The following is a 21,497-nucleotide window of genomic DNA, read 5'->3' as shown; positions in this document are numbered from 1 at the left end:
CGTGGGCGACGACATGTGCATACCGAAGCGACCGCGCGGCTGCCGCGCCGGTTCGCGCCTCGCCCGCACCGGATCGATCGTTCAAACGTCAAGAATCGTTTGGATCTCCGGCAGACGCTTGCGGTGCGGAATGCGCTCATTTATCGTGCCGCCACGACGGCGCCGATACAGGGCGTCGAGCCAGTTCGCAAAGGAGCATTCGTCATTACCGCATTCAATCGTCGCACGCATGTTCGTGCCTTTCTCGTCGCATCGGTCGCGTATCTCAACCTGGCTCATCCCGCGTCGGCGGCCTACACGGAATCGTGGATGAGCGATCACGACGTCAACGCGTACGCGCAGCAGGTCCAGCATCCGCCCGTGGCGGCGAGCAGCGCGGCGGTCGTGAAGCCGGGTCGACAAACCGTTCGTTCGCAGTCGAAGGCGCCGGTCGCGGCGCATGCCGGCGCGAAACCTGCGCCGAAAGCACACGCGGCCTCCGCGAAGACCGGCAAGGTTCAACATGCGGCCGGCGCCGAGCCGAAGGCGCACGTCGCCGCGAAGCCGAAGGCTGCGCCGGCACACATGAGCACAGCCGCCCGGCATTGACGCGGCGCGCACACCGGCGATAACCGTAGCATTCGACGATCGGGGAGAACTTCATGTCGCTGATGGATCGCCTGTTGTCACGCGGTGTGCAGACTCCCGCGTCGAGAAGGCGCGTGATCGTGCGGGTCTGGCTCGACGAGCAGGGGCGCGTCCGCGATCTCAAGGTCAGGCGCAGTTGCGGCGACGCCGCGCTCGACGCGAAAGCGCTGCACGCAATTGCGGTGATGCGCTTCCCCGGCGGTCACCTCGGCTCCGGCGGGAAATCGGCGAAGCGCTGGCACGATCTCGATTACCCGGTGGACTGACGGCGCGTCACGGACACCCGTAACGGCGCTTCAATCCCGCGTACCGCGTAGTCGTAGAAGTGACTGCCCGCGGCGATCTTCGCGCCGTCGCACGCCGCCTGGAATTCCATCTCGCGCTCGTTGTACAAGCATCATCTTCACGATGAGCCGCGAGCCATTGCGATACACGTCCCATCGCATGTTCGCGGCCATCGCCGACATCCGGTCGCCGGGCAGGATCGGTCGAGCCTGGAAGTGTTGCAGGCCGCCTTGACGGCGGAATGTCGGAATTCGGTCGGGCAATCGTCGGCATCGCGCCGGATCGCGATCGGCCGGCGCGAGCCGGCCCGTATGCGGTGCTCGGCTCAGTGCACGCCTGCCGATGCGATCGAGCGCATCGTGTCGGTGATGCGCACGCAACGCGACAGGCCGAACGTCTCGGCTTCGCGGCGTTCCGGTTCGCTGCTCGCGACGGCCACCGCGCGCTCGGGCGGCACGCCCAGCGCTTGCAGCGCGACGTCGAACGGATGCTGATTTGCTACGGAGTCCTGCTGATTGGCGTCGGTCACGACGACCGAGAAGCGGTCGAGGTTCGCGCGGCCGAACTGGCCTTCGAACATGTCGCTGAGCCGGGCGGCCGGCAGCGTCGTGACGAGACCGAGTCGATATCCTTGCTCCGACGCGCTGTCGAGCCACTGGATGATCGCATCGCGCTGGTTGCGCGATTCGTGCGAATCCGGTGTCGCTTCGATCTGCGCGAATGCGGCGTCGAGACGGGTGACGATGGCTTCGATGACCACGGTGATTCCTCTCCTGAGACGTGACGGTCCGTTCGCGGACGGGAATGCCCGACACCTTAGCGTCGATCCGGAAATTGCAACCAATTAATATTTATAGCCGACTCATAGGGTTTGACTGATGAATCGGGCGGCGAGCCAGTACCGGCGCGGGATGCACGCGATCCATGCGTTCGGAACGAATGGCATCGTATCGATGGCGTTCGATGTGACGCACCCGACTCATGCGCGATATGAATGCACCGGATGTGTGCACATGAAAAAACGGCGTATCGGGCGAGGTGCGCCCGATACGCCGTCTTGCGATGCCGCGTGGCCGTCGACGCTCAGTGCAGCTTGATCGACGGCTGGTTGCGGCTTTGCAGCCAGTGGCTCAGCGACTGGAACAGCGCGCGCTTCAGTCCGTGCACGCTGAACAGGTGCTTGCGGTACAGGAACTTGTACAGCCCGATCGCGGCGAGCCCGTCGACGATCAGCGAGCGCGAACGCATGCCGAGGTCGGCCTGATAGACGGCACCGGCCTGGCCGAGCGACACGACGGTGCCTGCGTCGCGGAACGTGAAGCCCGCCACCGGCTTGCCGGCGAGGCGCCGCGCGAGCGCTTCGCCCAGGTACACGGCCTGCTGGTGCGCGACCTGCGCGCGCGGCGGCAGGAAGCCGCCCGCGTCGGCCGACGGGCACGCGGCGCAGTCGCCGAACGCGTACACGTGCGGATCGTCGGGCGTCTGCAGCGTCTCGGTCACGATCACCTGGTTCGACCGGTTGAGCGCGATGTCGCCGAGTTCCCGCAGCATCGCGGGGCCCGCGACGCCGGCCGCCCAGATCGTGATGTCGCTCGCGAGCCGCTCGCCGGCCGCGGTCGTGACCGCGTCCGCGCCGACTTCCGCGACGCGCGTGTCCGTCAGCACGTCGACGTTCAGCGTGCGCAGTTGCGCGTGCATCTTGGCCGACAGCCTTGCGTCGAGCGCCGGCAGGATGCGCGGGCCGCCTTCGATCAGCCGGATGTGCACGTCGCGTGCGGACACCAGCGCCTTGAAGCGATACGTCGTCAGCTGCTGGATCGCATGGCGCAGCGCGGCGGCCAGTTCGACGCCCGTCGCGCCCGCGCCGATCACGTTGATGCAGATCGGCGCGGCGCGCCGCGCCGGCTGCTGCTCGGCCAGGTGGTTCGCCTTCGTGCACGCGGCGAGGAACTTGCGGCGGAAGTCCTCGGCCTGGTCGAGGTTTTCGAGCGGCAACGCGTGGCGCGCGGCGCCCGGCACGTTGAAGAAATTCGTCACGCTGCCGACGGCCAGCACCAGGTCGTCGTAGCCGAGCTCGCGCTGCGGCAGGATCTCCGTGCCGTCCGCGTCCTGCACCGCGGCGATCGTCGCCGTGCGTGCCGCGCGGTCGACCCGCTGCAGCGCGCCCTGCACGAAGCGGAAGCCGTGGCGCTTCGCCTGCGCCGCGTATTCGATCGTGTGCGAGGCCGGATCGCGATGGCCGGACGCGGCTTCGTGCAGCAGCGGCTTCCAGAAGTGCGTCGGATAGCGGTCGACGAGCACGACGTCGGCTTGCCCGCGGCGGCCGACCGTGTCGCCGAGGCGCGTGGCGAGCTGCAGGCCGCCGGCGCCGCCGCCGACGATCACGATGCGCGGCACGCGCGGTGCGCGATCCGTTGCAGGGGTAGGCGTGATGGTGTCCATGTTGTGGCTCCCGCTGATGACGATTCGGATGACATTGCTCAAGAACCGACGATATAGTTTTGAACCTACGCGAACAATTTAATGTTTATAAGCGACTCATATGTATTCACTTATAGGAAAGACCGCGACGTTCCGGCAGCTGAAGGCGCTGGACATGATCGCGCGCCTCGGCAGCGTGTCGCGCGCGGCCGAGGAGTTGAACCTGACGCAGCCGGCCGTGTCGCTGCAGGTGCGCCTGCTCGAGGAGGCGGTGGGCGCCGCGCTGCTGCAGCGGGTGGGGCGCGGCGTGCAGCTGACCGCCGCCGGTGAAATCGTGTCGCGCTATGCGCGCGAGATCCTGCATCTGTGGAGCGAGGCCGGCGACGAAGTGGCCGCGCTGACGGGCGATCTCGGCGGCACGCTGCGGATCGGCGCGATCACGACGGCCGAGTACCTGATCCCGCCGCTGCTCGTGAAATTCACCGCGACGCGGCCGCACGTGAAGACCTATTTCAAGGTCGGCAATCGCGACGACATCATCCGCATGCTCGCGACGCATGAAATCGATCTCGCGGTGATGGGCAGCGCGCCGAAGGAGCTGCGCACGCACGCGGTCGAGTTCGCGAAGCATCCGATGGTGTTCGTCGCGGCGCCCGGCCATCCGCTGATGCAGCGCAAGCGCGTCGCGCTGAAGGATCTCGAATCCGCGCACCTGCTCGTGCGCGAACGCGGCGCGGGCACGCGTTCCACGGTCGAGAGCCTGTTCAAGACGGCCGGCTACCGCTTCCACGTGGGCTCCGAGCTGTCGAGCAACGAGGCGATCAAGCAGATGGCCGAAGCGGGGCTCGGCGTCGCGTTCCTGTCGTTGCACGCGTGTGCACTCGAGTTGCGCACCGGGCTGCTCGGGCAGTTGCCGTTTCCGGGCAACCCGATCGAGCGCGAATGGTATGTGGTCACGCTCGCCGACCGGCGGATCTCGCAGGTGACGGGGCTGTTTCGCGATTTCCTGATCAAGCAGGGCGCGCCGGTGATCGACGGCGCGACCGTCGCGCCGCACGAGCGGCGGCGCAAGTAGGCCGACGCGGGCGGCGCGTATGCCCTGTGTCGCGGCGGTTAAACGATCCCGAAGTCGTCGTTGCTGTCGGGAATCGACGCGAGCAGCCGCTCGAGCCGGTACCAGCCGATCATGCGCAGGCAGCGTTCGGCGAGTGTCGCGCGGATACTGCCGGAACGAGGACGGGAAACAGCGCGGGAAGCGCGGCGGGAAGCAACGCGGGTGGCCCCGGACGGCGGCGGCGCGGCGAACGTCGCGCGAAACGGGCGGCAATCGGGCATGACGGGCTCCGTAGGTGTCGGATGAGGCGATCGTAGGCGTGTCGGCGCTTGCTGGCGCGCAGGCACGGATCGGCTGGAGCAGAAACGGATGATCTTTTTCCGCGCGCTGCGGGAACGGGCGTTCAGGCCCGGCAAGCACCGCGGAAAAGCGTCACAATGCGCGTTCGACACCCGATCTGGTGGAGGGGAACCATGAGCGATCCGATTCTTGCCGCGCCGACCGACAACGGCGTGCCGGTCAGCCTGCGCTCCAGCCGCGGGCTTGGCTGGCGCGGCTTCGGCGCGTCGCTGCTGGAGATTCGCGCGGGCACGTACCGGATTCCGGCCGCCGAGCATCACCGCATCGGCGTGCATATCGGTTCACCCGTGCGCGCGGATTGCGTGTGCGACGGCGAACGCGTGTCGCGCATCCAGGCGCACGGCGACGTCGACGTGATTCCCGCCGGCCTGCCGGGCCGGTGGACCGACAGCGCCGACTGCCGGATCCTGCACATCGCGCTCAGCGACACGTTCGTGCGGCGCACGTTCGAGCAACTCGAGCTGAAGCCATCGCAGGCGCAGATCCGCCGGCGGCTGCAGGTGCGCGATCCGCGCCTGCAGCACATCGCGTGGGCGATGGCCGCCGAACTCGAGGCGGAAGACGCGTCGGACCCGCTCTATGCGGAGAGCCTGTGCACGGCGCTCGTCGCGCGGCTGGTCGACAGCCAGCCGGTGTTCCGCGAGCGCCGGCGTACGCTTGCGCCGAAGGCGGCGGCCCGCGTGATCGACTATGTCGAGGCGAATCTCGAGCGGCGCATGACGCTCGCCGAACTCGCGGCGCTCGTGTCGATCAGCGTGCCGCATTTCAAGGTGCTGTTTCGCGAGACGCTCGGGATGCCGGTGCATCAGTACGTGGTGCGGCGCCGGGTCGAGCGTGCGAAGGCGTTGCTGCTCGAAGGCCGGCTCAGCATCAGCCAGATCGCGCTCGAAGCCGGGTTTGCGCATCAGAGCCACATGGCGAACTGGATGAATCGCGTGCTGGGCGCGACGCCGACGGAGATCGCGCGGTCAGGGGCGCGGGGTGGGCTGAGGCTCGCTTATGACGGCGAGGACCGTTGATCGGCTGCCGCACGGGACTGGTGCTCCGCGCGGGCCGACGATGGGCGAGTCCACTATCCGTCGTGCGTAGGCAATGTATTGTTCCCGATGCTGCAGTTTGGTCAGCGAAATCTGGTTAGGCTCCCCGGCAATCGTCCAACAACCTGCTGGACAATTGCCGGGTGCGGCCACGCAGCGGAAAAACTCGGCAACCGCCTGATCGGTCATCCATTCCTGCTCGCGTCATCCGTCCGTGCGCGTCACGTTGGCGATGCGCACCGACAATCACATCACCTTCATCCCCCAGGAGCGGATCGTGTTCGTGATTTTCGGAGCATCAGGCAACGTCGGCTTGTCGACCGTGACGACCCTGCGCCACGCAGGCCATCCCGTGCGCGCGGTGCTGCGCGACGCACGCCATCGCGAACGCTTCGCGCAACTCGGCTGCGAAGTGGCGATCGCCGACCTGACGGACGCACGTGCGATCGCCATGGCGATCGACGGCGCGCAAGCCGTGCAGATGCTGTGTCCGGTGCCCGTCGCCGACAGCGATCCGGCCGCGACGATGGAGCGGACGATCGACATCGTGACCGGCGCACTCGCCGCGAATCCGCCGCCGGCGCTGCTCGCGTTGTCGGACTACGGTGCGGAGCGTGAGGGCAACACGGGCATCACGCGGCTCTTTCATCGTCTGGAAGAAGCGGTGAAGACGGTTCCGACGCGGCTCACGCTGCTGCGCTCGGCCGAGCACCTGCAGAACTGGACGCGCGTGTTGCCCGTCGCGCTCGCAACCGGTGTGCTGCCGAGCTTTCACCATCCGGTCGACAAGGTGTTTCCGACGGTCTGGGCGCCCGATGTGGGTGTCGCGGCGGCGCGGTTGCTGCTCGATGCCGTCGAATCCGGCAACGGGCCGCGTATCGTCAGCATCGAGGGGCCGCAGCGTGTGAGCGTGCGGGACATCGCGGATACGCTCGGCGCGGCGGCTGACCACGAGATCGTCGCGCGCGAACTGCCGCGCGATGCATGGACCGCGACGCTGTTGCGCGCAGGGCTCAGCGAACGGCATGCGCAATTGATCGTCGATCTGTACGACGTGCATAACGCAGGACAGATCGATGTCGAGGCCGGCGTGTCGGAGCGGGTGTATGGCACGACGACACTGGCGGACGCGCTCGCGACCCTGGTGCGCGCGCACGCGCGGTGAGCGGGGTGGCGGCAGAAAGGATGCGCGTTACGCCTGCCGCCGCGCCCTGCCGGACACCGCATACGCGACCGACCCGATCACGATCCCCCAGAACGCCGATCCGAGCCCGAGCCACGTCATCCCCGAAGCGGTCGCGAGGAACGTGATCACCGATGCTTCGCGATGCGCCTCATCCTCGAAGATCCCGTGCACGTTCGCGCCGATCGCACCGATCAGCGCGAGCCCCGCGAGGATCGCGACGAACGCCTTCGGCAGCGCGAAGAACAGCGTGACGATGGTGCCGGCAAAGAGCCCGCCGATCAGGTAGATCACGCCGTTCGCGATGCCCGCGATATAACGCCGGTCCGGATCCTCGTGCGCGTCCTTGCCGGTGCATAGCGCCGCGGTGATCGCCGCGACCACGATCGTGATCCCGCCGAAGCACGCGACCGCGAGCGACATCACGCTGGTCGCCGTGATGATCGGCCGCGCGCTCGTGTGGTAGCCCGACACGCGCAGGATCGTCATCCCCGGCAGGAACTGGCCGGTGAGACTGACGACGACGAGCGGCAGCGCGAGGCTGAGCGTCGTGCCGAGCGTCCATTCGGGGGCGATGAAGACCGGCCGCGCGATGCTCGGCGACACGTTGCCGAGATGCGCCATCCCGAGCAGCGTCGCGAGCGCGGCGCCCGTCAGCAGCACGAGCACGATGCTGTAGCGCGGCAGCAGGCGCTTGAAGATCACGTACGCGGCGATCATCCCGAACCCGAGCACCGGCTGCGCGGTCGCGGCGGAGAACGCGCGCATGCCGAACGGCAGCAGGATGCCGGCCATCATCCCGCACGCGATGCCGCGCGGAATATGGCGCACGAGCCGGTCGAAATAGCCGGTGATGCCGATCACGAGGATGATCAGCGCGGCCGTGATGTACGCGCCGACGGCCTGGTTCAGCGTCAGTTGCGGAAAGAGGCCGACGAGCAGCGCGGTGCCGGGCGCCGACCATGCGGTCACGACCGGCACCTTCAGTTTCCAGCTCGCGAACAGCCCCGACAGGCCCGCGCCGATCGAGATCGCCCAGACCCACGAAGCCACCATCTCGTTGGACGCATGCGCAGCCTGCGACGCCTGGAAGAAGATCGCGAGCGGGCCCGCGTAGGAAATCAGCACCGCGAGAAAGCCCGCGGTGACCGCGGAGACGGACCAGTCGTTGCCGATCGAGCGGATCGCGCCCGGCGAGGTGTTCGGTTGCATCGTCGTAGGGGAGTGCGGCGCGCGGCCGGGAGGCTGAGCCAGGGCGAATGATTGTTGGAACCCCGGACGAGCCGTCATTCTGGACATTGCCGGTGGAATTGGCAATTCGCCGATGAAGCTCGGCGTTGTCGGCTTTTTGTAATGAGTGCGCGCCGGGGCGGCCCGGCGCGCGTCGTCGCGTCGTCGGATCGGGCGGCTTCACGGCGAAGCGCGGCCCCGCTCGCGCGTTACGTACTGATCTGAAGATACCCGTCGACCGCGGCGACCCTCGCACCGCCGCCCGTCGACAGCGACGCCGTGCCCTGGTCGAACGGGTGCACGGGCGTGTCGGTGGGCGTCCACGCATGGCGCGCCAGCAGTTCGCGATACCCGCCGCGGATCACGAAGCCGCCGCATTTCTCCGCATAGGCGTCGCGCCGCATCCGGTACGCGCGCGGCAGGTCGTACCACGGCAGCCTCGGCAGGTCGTGATGCACGAGGTGGTAGTTGTTGTTCAGGTACAGCAGCCGCATCGCGAAACCGGCCTCGTTGATCGCGATGCGCGCCTTCGGATGCCGTGCGGCGCGGTGCTCGAACAGCGAACGGATCATCGCGAGCGACAGCGCGGGCCACGTGACCGCCAGCAGGTAGTACCACCACGGCACGCCGATCGACCACTGCAGCCAGGCGAGCAGCGCGGCCACGCAGGCGGCGTGCGTCGCCCACATCGGCAGATAGCGGAAGTCGCCGCGCCGGAACGCGGCGAACGCGTCGGCGAACATCGCGGCGATGCTCGTCGGCGGCCCGAACACGAGACGCCCGACGAAGGTGGTGCGCGCAACTGTCAGTGCGCGACGCCAGCGCGGCAGACGCGCCCACTGCTCGCGCGACACGTAGTTCGTTTCCGGGTCGACGCCCGGCACGGTCAGGTCCTCGTCGCGGTGATGGTCGAGGTGCGTGTCGCGATAGAGCGTGTACGGGTACCAGATCGTCAGCGGCGGATAGCCGAGCAGCCGGTTCACGAATGCGGAGCGCGTCGGATGGCCGTGCAGCAGCTCGTGCTGCAGCGACATGTGCCACGCGCCGAGCAGGATCAGCGGCGGCGTCGCGGCCGCGAGCGACAGGCGCTCGGCACGCACGAGCAGCAGCACGGCGAGCCAGCCGCCGTAGATCGCGACGACCAGCAGCCAGGTCGGCCACTCGGTACGGGCAGTGAAGCGGGCGTGGAGCGCGGCGATCGCGCGCGCGTGGTCGACGTCGAAGTATTCGGCCATGGTGCTGGGGCGGATGAAGCGGGTGAAGCCGGTGAAGCGGGCGATATACGGATAACCGGTAGCGGACGATCGCGCCGGTGCGGGCTGCGATGCGGTTGGCCGATAGGCGGCGCGGCTCGCGCTCAGCCGCTGAAGCGGCATGCGACGGCGTCGCGACACTGGAACGCTAACCGGGCCGCGTAGTCAGGCCAACCAAGCAATTCGGATTTGCTTATCGCTGCGCGGCCGATAAGCATTGCCGGCCCCGGCCCCGGCCCCGGCCCCGGCCCCGGCCCCGGCCCCGGCCGCGGCCCCGGCCGCGTGCCGCGTGCCGCGTGCCGCGTGCCGCGTGCCGCGTGCCGCGTGCCGGACCCCGGCGACGCCCGGGCGGACGGGCTTTCTCCAGGGCGCCGCCAATGCGTAGAATGCCCGCATGAGCCAATGGATCGCCGGACTGCCGATGTACAACGTGACGCCGCGCCACGCCGCGCTGTGGCGCGCGCTGCTGCATGACGCGCTCGATGCGTTCGCGCGCGCCGGCGGGCCGGCCGGCGTCGCGTTGCTCGACGAGCCGTTCGGGGATCTGCACGCGCTGTGGCGCCGCAACGACCTGCTGTTGTCGCAGACGTGCGGTTATCCGTACCGGATGCTCGGATTGCGCGATACCGCGCACCTGATCGCGGCACCGGCCTTCGATGCCCCTGGCTGCGACGGCGCGCGCTACAGCAGCGTGCTGGTCGCGTCGGCGCGCGTGCATGCGGGCGGCGCGACGACGCTGGCTGCGTGTCGCGGATTGCGAGCCGCCTTCAACGGTGCGGATTCGCATAGCGGGATGAACGCATTCCGGCACGCGGTCGCGCCGCATGCGCATGACGGACGTTTCTTCGGTTCGGTCGTGCCGTTCGGCTCGCACCTGAACGTGCTGCGCGCGCTGGCCGCAGGCGTTGCCGATTGCGCGGCGATCGATTGCGTGACCTTCGCGTACGTGCGTGACGCGCTGCCCGAATTGTTGAAAGAGATCCGGATCATCGGCATGACGGCGTCGGCGCCGGGGTTGCCGTTGATCGCGTCGAAAGCGCTGGAAGGGCGGCTCGTGGAGGCGTTGCAGGATGCGCTCGATCACGCGGTCGCGCTCGATCCGGCGCGGGCGAACGCACTGCGGCTGAAGGGATTCGAGCGCCTGCCGCCGGGCGCGTACGACACGATTGCCGAGTTCGCGCGGGACGCGGCCGCGCACGGGTATCCCGAGCTGGCGTGATCGCGTCGTCCGCGCGGCGGTGCGCTAGAACGGCAACGTGCCGGGCGGCGCGTTGCGCACCACCGCGAGCGTCGTGCCGATATGGTCTTCGAGCGCGAGCGCGGCGCGCGCATCGGCGCGGCGCATCGCGGCCTCGAACAGGCACGTGTGTTCCGCATGCACGTCGCGCTTCGAATCGCCGAGCCCGATGCACACGCGCCGGTAGCGCTCGCTTTGCTGCGACAGCATGCGCAGGATCAGATAAGTCCACGGCGTCGCGGCCGCCGAGATCAGCGCTTCGTGAAAGCGCCGGTTGCACGCTTCCCATGCGGCGCGGTGCTCGATCGACACCGGCTGCTCCCAGGCCGACAACTGCTCGAAGCTCTGCCGAACACGCTGCGCCCAGGCATCGTCGCCATGCCGCACGGAGTCGCGCAGCGCATCGACCTCGATATGAATGCGCAGGCGCGTGATCGCTTCCAGATCGTCGACCGACATCGGCGTCACGCGAAACCCGCGCTGCCCTTCGGCGACGACCAGCGCATCGCTGACGAGCCGCGTGAGCGCCTCGCGCAGCGTGCCCGCGCCGACGCCGTACACGTCCTTCAGATGCTCGACGCGCAGCTTCGCGCCGGGCGGGTAATGCCCTTCGATGATGTGTTGCCGGAGCTGGTGATACGCGTGCTCGCTGAGCGTGCGGGCGTGCGGTTCGGCGGCATCGTCGGCGGCCGGTTCGAGCGCCGGCGGCGGATCGTCGAACGGATCGGCGGGCAGGATGCTGTTCATGTCACGCGTCCTCCTGGTCCTGTCTGCGGTTGAGCCGATAGCTGAGCTGCGCGCGGGTCAGGCCGAGCAGGCGTGCGGCGGCCGACAGGTTGCCGTTCGCGCGGTCGACGGCTTCATGCAGCAGCGCCCGCTCGAGGCCGTCGAGCCCGCCGCCGCCTTGCAACTGGTCGAGGATCGACCCGCAGTCGATCGACATCGCGGCCGCCGGCCGGATCTGCCCGGCCCGGTCGACCGTCGCGCCGCCGGGTGAGCCGACGCCGGGGAACAGGTCCTTCGCGTCGACCGGACGGTTCGGCCGCGACAGGATCACCGCGCGCTCGATCAGGTTCTCGAGCTCGCGCACGTTGCCGGGCCAGCGATAGCCGCGCAGCGCGTCGTACGCGTAATCGGTCAGCGTGGGCGTCGGCTTGCCGTGCAGCGCCGCGAAGCGGTCGAGCATCGCGTCGGCGAGCGGTGCGATGTCGTCCTGCCGGTCGCGCAGTGGCGGAATCAGCACCGGATAAACGTTGATCCGGTAGTAGAGATCCGCGCGAAAAGTGCCGTCGCGCACGGCCTGTTCGAGATCGCGGTTGGTCGCCGCGACGACGCGCACGTCCACCTTCCGGCCGTCGGTCGCGCCGAGCCGCTCGACCTCGCCCTCCTGGAGCACGCGCAGCAGCTTCGCCTGCACGTCGAGCGGCAGCTCGCCGATCTCGTCGAGAAACAACGTGCCGCCGTCCGCGCGCTCGAAGCGCCCGGCGCGCGCGGTTTGCGAGCCCGTAAATGCGCCTTTCTCCGCACCGAACAGTTCCGACTCGATCAGCGCATGCGGAATCGCCGCGCAGTTGATCGCGACGAACGGCTTCGCCGCGCGCGGGCTGAGGCCGTGCAGCGCACGCGCGAAGCGTTCCTTGCCGACGCCCGTCTCGCCGGTGAGCAGCACGGCGACCTTGGTCGGCGCGGCCGTCTCCAGCAGCGCGTAGGCCGCGCGAAATGCGTCGGAGCGCCCGACGAGCCGCGTGCGGCCGTCGTCGGGCGTCATCTCGAGGCGCAGCGATTCGACTTCGGTCTGCAGGTCGCGGATCGTGTTGATCAGCGAGTCGGCCTTGAACCACGACGTGATTTCCTCCGCGTCGGGCCATTCGTCGGCCGGCTTGCCGACGATCGTGCAGTGCGGGTCGTTCATGCCGACACAGCCCGTTTCCTTGAACAGGATCGTGCGGCCGATGAACGCGCTGGTATAGCCGGTCGCATAACCGATCAACATCCAGCACACCGGTTCGGGCTGCGGCCCGAACGTGCGGCGGTGCACGTCGGCTTCCCATGAATGTTCCCAGCGGTATTCGCAGTAGAACGCGCCGGTCGCGGGATCGGCTTCGAAACGCAACGGCGTGACCTGCACCGCGCCTTCGAGCATGTGCAGTTGCGGGCCGACGTGGAACATGTCGAACAGCGATGCGCCGCTGCGGATCTCGCGCGCGAGCGCGGCGTCGCGTTCGCCGGCCGCGAAGCCGACCCGCGTGAAGAAACGCCGCGTCTGCGCGGGGCCGACGCTTTCCATCAGTTCCTGGCGCAGCGTCGCCAGCGCGCCGGCATGCAGCAGCACCATCCGCTGTCCGGCCAGCCAGATGCGACCGTCGCTCGCCGAAAAATGGATCAGCTTGCGCAGGTCGGTGTCCGGCGGCAAAGGGGGCAGGCTGGGCCGCGTCATGTCTCCTCCGTCGAGATTTCTCGTGATTTTCAAAGTTCTCGCCAGCAGCGCCGCGGTGAGCGGATCGATTTGATCATTTCATCAAATGCGCTCGACCGAGTTGCTCAAATGATGAAAAAGGCCGCCGGATATAAGTTCCGGCAGGGTCGCCGGCGTGCGTTTGCCGTTCTGGTTAACCGCCATTGTGGATCGCGAATTCGAACTTTGCGTCAGGGCTTTCCCTGAATTATCGAGATTTTTTGAAGGTCGATCCGAACGTGGCACGGATGCTGCATTGAAGTCCGGCATGGAGGCGACACCGATCATGAATCAGCATCCGACCGATCTTTCCCCGCTCGATCCCGGCCGCAAGTGCGTCCGCGTGACGGGCACGAACGTGCGCGGCTTCGTCGAATTCGAGCTGTCGATCGGCGGTGCGCCGGAGCTGTGCGTCGAGCTGACGTTGCCTCCTGCCGCCTTCGATGCGTTCTGCCGCGAACAGCAGGTCACGCGGCTCGACGTCGAAGCGAACCCATGACATTGAGGAGCAAGAAGTGACCATCGAGCTGAAGACAGTCGACATCAAGCCGCTCCGGCACACCTTCGCGCACGTCGCGCAGCACATCGGCGGCGACAAGACGGCGACGCGTTACCAGGAAGGCATGATGGGCGCGCAGCCCCAGGCGAACTTCCATTACCGGCCGACCTGGGATCCGGACCACGAGATCTTCGATCCGTCGCGTTCGGCGATCCGGATGGCGAGCTGGTACGCGCTGAAGGATCCGCGCCAGTTCTACTACGCGTCGTGGGCGACCACGCGGGCGCGCCAGCAGGACGCTATGGAGTCGAACTTCGAGTTCGTCGAGTCGCGCCGGATGATCGGCCTGATGCGCGACGACGTGGCCGCGCACGCGCTCGACGTGCTGGTGCCGCTGCGCCACGTCGCGTGGGGCGCGAACATGAACAACGCGCAGATCTGCGCGCTCGGCTACGGCACCGCGTTCACGGCGCCCGCGATGTTCCATGCGATGGACAACCTCGGCGTCGCGCAGTACCTGACGCGCCTCGCGCTCGCGATGGCCGAGCCCGACGTGCTCGACGCGGCCAAGGCGGCCTGGACGAACGACGCCGCCTGGCAGCCGCTGCGCCGCTACGTCGAGGACACGCTGGTCGTGGCCGACCCGGTCGAGCTGTTCGTCGCGCAGAACCTCGCGCTCGACGGCCTGCTGTATCCGCTCGTCTACGACCGTTTCGTCGACGAACGGATCGCGCTCGCGGGCGGCTCGGCGGTCGCGATGCTGACTGCGTTCATGCCCGAATGGCACGCCGAATCGAACCGCTGGATCGACGCGGTCGTAAAGACGATGGCCGCCGAATCCGACGACAACCGTGCGCTGCTCGCCCGCTGGACCCGCGACTGGTCGGCCCGGGCCGACGCGGCGCTCGCGCCGGTCGCCGCACGCGCGCTGCAGGACGCCGGCCAGGCCGCGCTCGACGAAGTGCGCGAGCAGTTCCACGCGCGCGTCGCGAAGCTCGGCATCGCGCTCTGACGACGGGCATTCACTTCACATCCCAAGGATAACCAGCATGTCCAACGTATTCATCGCCTTTCAGGCCAATGAGGACTCCAGACCGATCGTCGACGCGATCGTCGCCGACAACCCGCGCGCGGTGGTGGTCGAGTCGCCCGGCATGGTCAAGATCGACGCGCCGGACCGGCTGACGATCCGCCGCGACACGATCGAGGAGCTGACCGGCACGCGCTTCGACCTGCAGCAGCTGCAGGTGAACCTGATCACGCTGTCCGGCCACATCGACGAGGACGACGACCAGTTCACGCTGAGCTGGTCGCACTGAACGCCGCGCTACGCGCACCGACAACACGGAGACACGCATGGACACGCCAACGCTCAAGAAAAAGCTCGGCCTGAAGGACCGCTACGCGGCAATGACGCGCGGCCTCGGCTGGGAGACGACCTACCAGCCGATGGAGAAGGTCTTCCCGTACGACCGCTATGAAGGCATCAAGATCCACGACTGGGACAAGTGGGTCGACCCGTTCCGCCTGACGATGGATGCGTACTGGAAATACCAGGGCGAGAAGGAGAAGAAGCTGTACGCGGTGATCGACGCGTTCACGCAGAACAACGCGTTCCTCGGCGTGACCGACGCCCGCTACATCAATGCGCTGAAGCTGTTCATCCAGGGTGTGACGCCGCTCGAATATCTCGCGCACCGCGGCTTCGCGCACGTCGGCCGGCACTTCACCGGCGAGGGCGCGCGCATCGCGTGCCAGATGCAGTCGATCGACGAGCTGCGGCACTACCAGACCGAAACGCACGCGATGTCGACGTACAACAAGTTCTTCAACGGTTTCCATCACTCGAACCACTGGTTCGATCGCGTCTGGTATCTGTCGGTGCCGAAGTCGTTCTTCGAGGATGCGTATTCGTCGGGCCCGTTCGAGTTCCTGACCGCGGTCAGCTTCTCGTTCGAATACGTGCTGACGAACCTGCTGTTCGTGCCGTTCATGTCGGGCGCCGCGTACAACGGCGACATGTCGACCGTCACGTTCGGCTTCTCCGCGCAGTCGGACGAATCGCGTCACATGACGCTCGGCATCGAGTGCATCAAGTTCCTGCTCGAACAGGACCCGGACAACGTGCCGATCGTGCAGCGCTGGATCGACAAGTGGTTCTGGCGCGGCTACCGGCTGCTCACGCTGGTCGCGATGATGATGGACTACATGCAGCCGAAGCGCGTGATGAGCTGGCGCGAATCGTGGGAGATGTACGCGGAGCAGAACGGCGGCGCGCTGTTCAAGGATCTCGCGCGCTACGGGATTCGCGAGCCGAAGGGCTGGCAGGACGCGTGCGAAGGCAAGGACCACATCAGCCACCAGGCGTGGTCGACGTTCTACGGCTTCAACGCGGCCTCCGCGTTCCACACCTGGGTGCCGACCGAAGACGAGATGACGTGGCTGTCCGCGAAGTATCCCGATTCGTTCGACCGCTATTACCGCCCGCGTTTCGACTACTGGGGCGAGCAGGCGAAAGCCGGCAACCGCTTCTACATGAAGACGCTGCCGATGCTGTGCCAGACCTGCCAGATCCCGATGCTGTTCACCGAGCCCGGCAACCCGAAGAAGATCGGCGCGCGCGAGTCGAACTATCTCGGCAACAAGTTCCATTTCTGCAGCGATCACTGCAAGGAAATCTTCGACCACGAGCCGCAGAAATACGTGCAGGCGTGGCTGCCGGTGCACCAGATCTATCAGGGCAACTGCTTCCCGCCCGATGCCGACCCGAGCGCGGAAGGCTTCGATCCGCTCGCCGCGGTGCTCGACTACTACGAAGTGCAGATGGGCCGCGACAACCTCGATTTCGACGGCTCGGAAGACCAGAAGAACTTCGCGGCCTGGCGTGGCCAGGCCACCCGCAACTGACCCGCAATCGATACGCAACCTTGAACAGGACCCGCGCGCGCCACGGCGCGAACGCGGGCCGACAGGAGACAAACATGGCCGTCATCGCGCTCAAACCCTACGACTTCCCGATCAAGGATGCCGTCGGGAAGTTTCCGGCGCCGCTGCTCTACGTGTGCTGGGAAGACCACCTGATGTTCCCGGCGCCGTTCTGCCTGCCGCTGCCGCCCGACCTGCCGTTCGGCGCGTTGGCCGACAAGGTGCTGCCGCCCATCTATGGCTATCACCCCGACTTCGCGAAGATCGACTGGGATCGCGTCGCGTGGTTTCGCTCCGGCGAGCCGTGGACGCCCGACGCAGCGAAGAGCCTGGCCGACAACGGCCTCGGGCACAAGGACTTGATCAGCTTCCGCACGCCGGGCCTCGACGGCCTCGGCGGCGCGAGCTTCTGACCGCCACGCGGACGAGCGAACCACCATGAGCCATCAACTTACCATCGAGCCACTGGGCGTGACGATCGAGGTCGAGGAAGGACAGACGATGCTCGACGCCGCGCTGCGCCAGGGCATCTACATTCCGCACGCGTGCTGTCACGGCCTGTGCGGCACCTGCAAGGTCGCCGTGCTCGACGGCGAAACCGATCTCGGCGACGCGAACCCGTTCGCGCTGATGGATTTCGAGCGCGAGGAAGGCAAGGCGCTCGCGTGCTGCGCGACGTTGCAGGCCGACACCGTGATCGAGGCCGACGTCGACGAGGAGCCCGACGCGGAGATCATCCCGGTCAAGGACTTCGCGGCCGACGTCACGCGCATCGAGCAGCTCACGCCGACCATCAAGTCGATCCGCCTGAAGCTGTCGCAGCCGATCCATTTCCAGGCGGGCCAGTACGTGCAGCTCGAGATTCCCGGCCTCGGGCAGAGCCGTGCGTTCTCGATCGCGAACGCGCCGGCCGACGTCGCGGCCACCGGCGAGATCGAGCTGAACGTGCGGCAGGTGCCGGGCGGGCTCGGCACCGGCTATCTGCACGAGCAGCTCGCGACGGGTGACCGCGTGCGGCTGTCGGGTCCGTACGGCCGCTTCTTCGTGCGCCGCTCCGCCGCGCGGCCGATGATCTTCATGGCGGGCGGATCGGGGCTGTCGAGCCCGCGCTCGATGATCGCCGATCTGCTCGCGAGCGGCGTGACCGCGCCGATCACGCTGGTCTACGGCCAGCGCAACGCGAAGGAGCTGTACTACCACGACGAATTCCGCGCGCTCGCCGAACGCCATCCGAACTTCACGTATGTGCCGGCGCTGTCCGAAGGCGCGCCGGATGCCGGCGGCGACGTCGCGCAAGGGTTCGTGCACGACGTCGCGAAGGCGCATTTCGACGGCGACTTCTCGGGGCACCAGGCGTACCTGTGCGGACCGCCCGCGATGATCGACGCGTGCATCACGACGCTGATGCAGGGGCGCCTGTTCGAGCGCGACATCTATCACGAGAAGTTCATCTCGGCGGCGGACGCGCAACAGACGCGCAGCCCGCTGTTCCGGCGGGTGTGACATGGACGCGGGCCGCGTATGCGGGACGGTCCGGATCGCGCAGACCGACGAGCGCTATGCGTGCGTGTCCGGCGAGTCGCTGCTGGCCGGCATGGCGAAGCTCGGCCGGCGCGGCATTCCGGTCGGCTGCCTGAACGGTGGGTGTGGCGTTTGCAAGGTGCGTGTGCTGCGCGGCGCGGTGCGCAAGCTCGGGCCGATCAGCCGAGCGCACGTGAGCGCGGAGGAGGAAAGCGACGGCTATGCGCTGGCGTGCCGCGTCGTGCCGGACGGCGACGTCGAACTCGAAGTGGCCGGCCGGTTGAAAAAGCCGTTCTTCTGCGGCGCGTCCCGTGCAGGCGCGCCGGCGATCGACAAGTAATCAGGAAACCAGGAGGAGACACATCATGGGTGTGATGCGTATTGGTCATGTCAGTCTGAAGGTGATGGACATGGAAGCGGCGCTGCGCCATTACGTGCGCGTGCTCGGCATGCAGGAGACGATGCGCGACGCGGCAGGCAACGTCTACCTGAAATGCTGGGACGAATGGGACAAGTATTCGCTGATCCTGTCGCCGTCCGATCAGGCGGGGCTCAAGCATGCCGCGTACAAGGTCGAGCACGACGCGGATCTGGACGCGCTGCAGCAGCGTATCGAAGCATACGGAATCGCGACCGAGATGCTGCCCGAAGGCGCGCTGCCGGCGGTCGGGCGTCAATTGCGGTTCCTGCTGCCGAGCGGGCACGAGCTGCGCCTGTTCGCGAAGAAGGAGCTGGTGGGCACCGCGGTCGGCTCGCTGAACCCCGATCCGTGGCCCGACGACGTGCCGGGCTCGGCCGTGCACTGGCTCGACCACTGCCTGCTGATGTGCGAGCTGAATCCGGAGGCCGGCGTGAACCGCGTCGAGGAGAACACGCGCTTCATGGCCGAGTGTCTCGACTTCCACCTGGCGGAACAGGTGATGGTCGGCCCGGGCAACACGATCCAGGCCGCGACGTGGATGTTCCGCAGCACGACGCCGCACGACATCGCGTTCGTCGGCGGCCCGCGCAACGGGCTGCATCACATCGCGTTCTTCCTCGACGACTGGGCCGACGTGCTGAAGTCGGCCGACGTGATGGCGAAGAACAAGGTGAAGATCGACGTCGCGCCGACGCGGCACGGGATCACGCGCGGCACCACGATCTACTTCTTCGATCCGAGCGGCAACCGCAACGAGACGTTCGCGGGGCTCGGCTATCTCGCGCAACCCGATCGCCCGGTCACCACGTGGACCGAGGAGGAACTCGGGCGCGGGATCTTCTTCCACTCCGGCGAGCTGAACGAAGCGTTCACGACCGTCTATACCTGACCCGCGAAGGAGCGCAGCGCAATGAACCGAAACGATACGACCCGCAGCGTCGAGCTGCGCACGATCGACTGGCCTGCCGCCGCGCGTGCCGCGCAGGCGGCGGCCGAGGCCGCCGGGCGGCTCGGCGTGCGCGTGAACGTCGCGGTCGTCGATGCGGCCGGGCTGCTCGCGGCGTTCGTGCGCATGCCCGGCGCGCCGCTGCATTCGATCGACATCGCGATCGACAAGGCGTACACGGCCGCGAGCTTCGGTTTGCCGACCGGCGCGTGGCACGCCTCTCTGGCGTCGCACTCGGACGCCGTGCGGCAGGGCCTCGTGCTGCGACCACGCTTCGTCGCGTTCGGCGGCGGGCTGCCGATCGTCGACGACGGTGCGTTGATCGGCGGCATCGGCGTGTCGGGCGGCAGCGAGGCACAGGACGCGCAATGCGCGCAGGCGGGGCTCGATGCGGCCGGCCTTGGCGGGTCGTGACGCGCGGCATGCGACACGGCAAGACACGGCACGACATCGCACGCGAACACGCTTCACGAACCCACGGATCACGGATTCACGACTATCGGTAACTCCATCATGTACGACACCGAACCCAACGCCGCGAAACGCGGCCCCGCCGGCGGGCAGCCGGAACCGCGGCGCGTCCGCAACTTCATCGACGGCGACTATCGCGCGGGCGAGCGCTGGTTCGACAAGCGCTCGCCGCTCGACAACGCGGTAATCGCGCGCGTGGCCGAAGCGAGCCGCGCCGACGTCGACGCGGCGGTGCAGGCCGCCCGCGCGGCGCTGGCCGGCCCGTGGGGCGGGCTGACGGTCGCGCAGCGCGTCGAGCTGCTGTATGCGGTGGCCGACGGCATCACGCGCCGCTTCGACGATTTCCTCGAAGCGGAAGTAGCCGACACCGGCAAGCCGGTGAGCCTCGCGAGCCATATCGACATTCCGCGCGGCGCCGCGAACTTCAAGGTATTCGCCGACGTCGTGAAGAACGTGCCCGGCGAAACCTTCGAGATGGCGACGCCGGACGGCGCGGGCGCGCTCAACTACGCGATCCGCCGGCCGGTCGGCGTGGTCGGCGTGATCTGCCCGTGGAACCTGCCGCTGCTGCTGATGACGTGGAAGGTCGGGCCCGCGCTCGCGTGCGGCAACACGGTGGTCGTGAAGCCGTCGGAGGAGACGCCGCAGACGGCCGCGCTGCTCGGCGAAGTGATGAACGAGGCGGGCGTGCCGCGCGGCGTCTACAACGTCGTGCACGGCTTCGGGCCGGCTTCGGCCGGCGAATTCCTGACGACCCATCCGGGCGTGAACGCGATCACGTTCACCGGCGAGACGCGCACCGGCGCGGCCATCATGAAGGCGGCGGCCGACGGTGCGCGGCCCGTCAGTCTCGAGATGGGCGGCAAGAACGCGGCGATCGTGTTCGCCGACTGCGACTTCGACGCGGCCGTCGAAGGCACGTTGCGCTCGTGCTTCGCGAACGCGGGGCAGGTCTGCCTCGGCACCGAGCGCGTGTACGTCGAGCGTCCGCTGTTCGAGCGCTTCGTCGCGGCGCTGAAGGCCGGCGCCGAGCAGTTGCAACCCGGCCGCCCGGAAGCGGCGTCGACCGGCCTCGGCCCGCTGATCAGCCAGGAGCATCGCGACAAGGTGCTGTCGTACTACCGCAAGGCGGCCGAACTCGGCGCGACGGTCGTGACGGGCGGCGGCGTGCCCGACATGCCCGACGACCTGCGCGGCGGCGCGTGGGTGCAGCCGACGATCTGGACCGGCCTCGGCGACGATTCGCCGATCGCGCGCGACGAGATCTTCGGGCCGTGCACGCTCGTGATGCCGTTTGACTCGGAAGCCGAAGTGATCGGCCGCGCGAACGCGAATGCGTACGGGCTGTCGACCGCGATCTGGACGACCAGCCTGTCGCGCGCGCATCGCGTCGCGGCGTCGATCGACGTCGGCATCGCGTGGGTCAATTCGTGGTTCCTGCGCGACCTGCGCACCGCGTTCGGCGGCGCGAAGCAATCGGGCATCGGCCGCGAGGGCGGCGTGCATTCGCTCGAGTTCTACACGGAACTGCGCAACGTCTGCGTGAAGCTCTGACCCAACCGTTACTGACCG

General features: G+C 67.9%; 24 protein-coding genes and 1 pseudogene. 16 read left to right on the top strand and 9 right to left on the bottom strand.

All coding sequences use genetic code 11. The features are described 5' to 3' along the window. Nucleotides 1–15: 15 nt before the first annotated feature. Complete coding sequence (locus DIE02_RS36010; RefSeq protein WP_260441504.1) at nucleotides 16–588, top strand: transcriptional regulator; 573 nt, start codon at nucleotides 16–18, stop codon at nucleotides 586–588. 53 nt (nucleotides 589–641) lie between these two features. After that, nucleotides 642–893 carry an energy transducer TonB gene (locus DIE02_RS15420; RefSeq protein ID WP_124529356.1) on the top strand — a complete coding sequence of 84 codons (252 nt, stop codon included), beginning with the start codon at nucleotides 642–644 and terminating at the stop codon, nucleotides 891–893. Here DIE02_RS15420 and DIE02_RS15415 read toward each other — a convergent pair. The 3 genes and pseudogenes from DIE02_RS15415 to DIE02_RS15405 form a co-directional block, all read right to left on the bottom strand. Then, nucleotides 878–1,088: pseudogene (locus DIE02_RS15415) on the bottom strand (hypothetical protein); the annotation flags it as partial. The gene DIE02_RS15420 and the pseudogene DIE02_RS15415 overlap by 16 nt on opposite strands. 149 nt (nucleotides 1,089–1,237) lie before the next feature. Beyond that, nucleotides 1,238–1,672, bottom strand: a complete 435-nt coding sequence (locus tag DIE02_RS15410) for a hypothetical protein (protein ID WP_044845476.1) — start codon at nucleotides 1,670–1,672, stop codon at nucleotides 1,238–1,240. 323 nt (nucleotides 1,673–1,995) lie between these two features. Then, nucleotides 1,996–3,354: an NAD(P)/FAD-dependent oxidoreductase gene (locus DIE02_RS15405; protein ID WP_124529354.1), complete on the bottom strand. Its 1,359-nt coding sequence runs from the start codon at nucleotides 3,352–3,354 to the stop codon at nucleotides 1,996–1,998. Nucleotides 3,355–3,454: 100 nt separating this feature from the next. Here DIE02_RS15405 and DIE02_RS15400 point away from each other — a divergent pair, with 100 nt between their 5' ends. After that, the gene (locus DIE02_RS15400; protein ID WP_124487108.1) at nucleotides 3,455–4,408 is read left to right on the top strand and encodes a LysR family transcriptional regulator; all 954 of its coding nucleotides are present in this window, start codon (nucleotides 3,455–3,457) and stop codon (nucleotides 4,406–4,408) included. A 38-nt stretch (nucleotides 4,409–4,446) separates the two neighbouring features. Here the strand turns inward: DIE02_RS15400 and DIE02_RS15395 are convergent, their stop codons facing one another. Further along, nucleotides 4,447–4,668, bottom strand: coding sequence for a hypothetical protein (locus DIE02_RS15395; protein WP_260427290.1), 222 nt, complete (start codon nucleotides 4,666–4,668; stop codon nucleotides 4,447–4,449). A 192-nt stretch (nucleotides 4,669–4,860) separates the two neighbouring features. Between DIE02_RS15395 and DIE02_RS15390 the strand changes: the two genes are divergently transcribed. Together DIE02_RS15390 and DIE02_RS15385 are read left to right on the top strand one after the other, a co-directional pair. Next, the gene (locus DIE02_RS15390) at nucleotides 4,861–5,766 is read left to right on the top strand and encodes an AraC family transcriptional regulator (protein ID WP_124529352.1); all 906 of its coding nucleotides are present in this window, start codon (nucleotides 4,861–4,863) and stop codon (nucleotides 5,764–5,766) included. 295 nt (nucleotides 5,767–6,061) lie between these two features. Further along, nucleotides 6,062–6,949 carry an NAD(P)H-binding protein gene (locus DIE02_RS15385; protein ID WP_124529350.1) on the top strand — a complete coding sequence of 296 codons (888 nt, stop codon included), beginning with the start codon at nucleotides 6,062–6,064 and terminating at the stop codon, nucleotides 6,947–6,949. Nucleotides 6,950–6,976: 27 nt separating this feature from the next. Here DIE02_RS15385 and DIE02_RS15380 read toward each other — a convergent pair whose 3' ends face one another. Further along, nucleotides 6,977–8,179, bottom strand: a complete 1,203-nt coding sequence (locus DIE02_RS15380; protein WP_124529348.1) for a benzoate/H(+) symporter BenE family transporter — start codon at nucleotides 8,177–8,179, stop codon at nucleotides 6,977–6,979. Between the two features lie 227 nt (nucleotides 8,180–8,406). Continuing rightward, nucleotides 8,407–9,432 (bottom strand): fatty acid desaturase, encoded by a 1,026-nt coding sequence (locus DIE02_RS15375; protein ID WP_124529410.1) that lies wholly within the window; start codon nucleotides 9,430–9,432, stop codon nucleotides 8,407–8,409. A gap of 412 nt (nucleotides 9,433–9,844) precedes the next feature. Here DIE02_RS15375 and DIE02_RS15370 point away from each other — a divergent pair, with 412 nt between their 5' ends. Next, nucleotides 9,845–10,669 (top strand): phosphate/phosphite/phosphonate ABC transporter substrate-binding protein, encoded by an 825-nt coding sequence (locus DIE02_RS15370; RefSeq protein WP_124529346.1) that lies wholly within the window; start codon nucleotides 9,845–9,847, stop codon nucleotides 10,667–10,669. Nucleotides 10,670–10,693: 24 nt separating this feature from the next. Here the strand turns inward: DIE02_RS15370 and DIE02_RS15365 are convergent, their stop codons facing one another. From DIE02_RS15365 to DIE02_RS35525, 3 genes are all read right to left on the bottom strand, one after another. Continuing rightward, on the bottom strand, nucleotides 10,694–11,434 hold the full coding sequence (locus DIE02_RS15365; RefSeq protein WP_124529344.1) for a GntR family transcriptional regulator: 741 nt from the start codon (nucleotides 11,432–11,434) through the stop codon (nucleotides 10,694–10,696). Between the two features lies 1 nt (nucleotide 11,435). Continuing rightward, the gene (locus DIE02_RS15360; RefSeq protein WP_124487102.1) at nucleotides 11,436–13,124 is read right to left on the bottom strand and encodes a sigma-54-dependent Fis family transcriptional regulator; all 1,689 of its coding nucleotides are present in this window, start codon (nucleotides 13,122–13,124) and stop codon (nucleotides 11,436–11,438) included. Between the two features lie 81 nt (nucleotides 13,125–13,205). After that, nucleotides 13,206–13,430 carry a hypothetical protein gene (locus DIE02_RS35525; RefSeq protein WP_185702632.1) on the bottom strand — a complete coding sequence of 75 codons (225 nt, stop codon included), beginning with the start codon at nucleotides 13,428–13,430 and terminating at the stop codon, nucleotides 13,206–13,208. On the opposite strand from DIE02_RS35525, the gene DIE02_RS15355 reads away from it, so the two are divergent. The 10 genes from DIE02_RS15355 (at nucleotide 13,429) to DIE02_RS15310 (ending at nucleotide 21,479) form a co-directional block, all read left to right on the top strand. Next, the gene (locus tag DIE02_RS15355; RefSeq protein WP_311766337.1) at nucleotides 13,429–13,641 is read left to right on the top strand and encodes a phenol hydroxylase subunit; all 213 of its coding nucleotides are present in this window, start codon (nucleotides 13,429–13,431) and stop codon (nucleotides 13,639–13,641) included. The two genes, DIE02_RS35525 and DIE02_RS15355, sit on opposite strands and share 2 nt — an antisense overlap. Before the next feature lie 16 nt (nucleotides 13,642–13,657). Then, nucleotides 13,658–14,653 (top strand): phenol hydroxylase, encoded by a 996-nt coding sequence (locus DIE02_RS15350; RefSeq protein ID WP_044845466.1) that lies wholly within the window; start codon nucleotides 13,658–13,660, stop codon nucleotides 14,651–14,653. A 37-nt stretch (nucleotides 14,654–14,690) separates the two neighbouring features. After that, on the top strand, nucleotides 14,691–14,960 hold the full coding sequence (locus DIE02_RS15345; protein ID WP_044845465.1) for an MmoB/DmpM family protein: 270 nt from the start codon (nucleotides 14,691–14,693) through the stop codon (nucleotides 14,958–14,960). A gap of 37 nt (nucleotides 14,961–14,997) precedes the next feature. After that, nucleotides 14,998–16,548, top strand: coding sequence for an aromatic/alkene/methane monooxygenase hydroxylase/oxygenase subunit alpha (locus DIE02_RS15340; RefSeq protein ID WP_124529342.1), 1,551 nt, complete (start codon nucleotides 14,998–15,000; stop codon nucleotides 16,546–16,548). A gap of 74 nt (nucleotides 16,549–16,622) precedes the next feature. Further along, nucleotides 16,623–16,979: a phenol hydroxylase subunit P4 gene (locus DIE02_RS15335; protein WP_124529340.1), complete on the top strand. Its 357-nt coding sequence runs from the start codon at nucleotides 16,623–16,625 to the stop codon at nucleotides 16,977–16,979. A gap of 25 nt (nucleotides 16,980–17,004) precedes the next feature. Beyond that, the gene (locus DIE02_RS15330; protein ID WP_124520935.1) at nucleotides 17,005–18,069 is read left to right on the top strand and encodes an NADH:ubiquinone reductase (Na(+)-transporting) subunit F; all 1,065 of its coding nucleotides are present in this window, start codon (nucleotides 17,005–17,007) and stop codon (nucleotides 18,067–18,069) included. Nucleotide 18,070: 1 nt separating this feature from the next. After that, the gene (locus DIE02_RS15325; RefSeq protein WP_124529338.1) at nucleotides 18,071–18,427 is read left to right on the top strand and encodes a 2Fe-2S iron-sulfur cluster-binding protein; all 357 of its coding nucleotides are present in this window, start codon (nucleotides 18,071–18,073) and stop codon (nucleotides 18,425–18,427) included. A gap of 25 nt (nucleotides 18,428–18,452) precedes the next feature. Continuing rightward, complete coding sequence (locus DIE02_RS15320) at nucleotides 18,453–19,397, top strand: catechol 2,3-dioxygenase (protein ID WP_124520933.1); 945 nt, start codon at nucleotides 18,453–18,455, stop codon at nucleotides 19,395–19,397. Between the two features lie 21 nt (nucleotides 19,398–19,418). Then, nucleotides 19,419–19,868 (top strand): heme-binding protein, encoded by a 450-nt coding sequence (locus tag DIE02_RS15315; RefSeq protein ID WP_124529336.1) that lies wholly within the window; start codon nucleotides 19,419–19,421, stop codon nucleotides 19,866–19,868. A gap of 99 nt (nucleotides 19,869–19,967) precedes the next feature. Next, the gene (locus DIE02_RS15310) at nucleotides 19,968–21,479 is read left to right on the top strand and encodes a 2-hydroxymuconic semialdehyde dehydrogenase (RefSeq protein WP_124529334.1); all 1,512 of its coding nucleotides are present in this window, start codon (nucleotides 19,968–19,970) and stop codon (nucleotides 21,477–21,479) included. Nucleotides 21,480–21,497 lie beyond the last annotated feature (18 nt).

The sequence above is a fragment of the Burkholderia sp. Bp8991 genome (genome assembly GCF_003853795.1).
In the GTDB taxonomy this organism is placed as follows: domain Bacteria; phylum Pseudomonadota; class Gammaproteobacteria; order Burkholderiales; family Burkholderiaceae; genus Burkholderia.
Note: the sequence above shows the minus strand (reverse complement) of the source record. Positions and strands in the feature narration are given on the sequence as shown.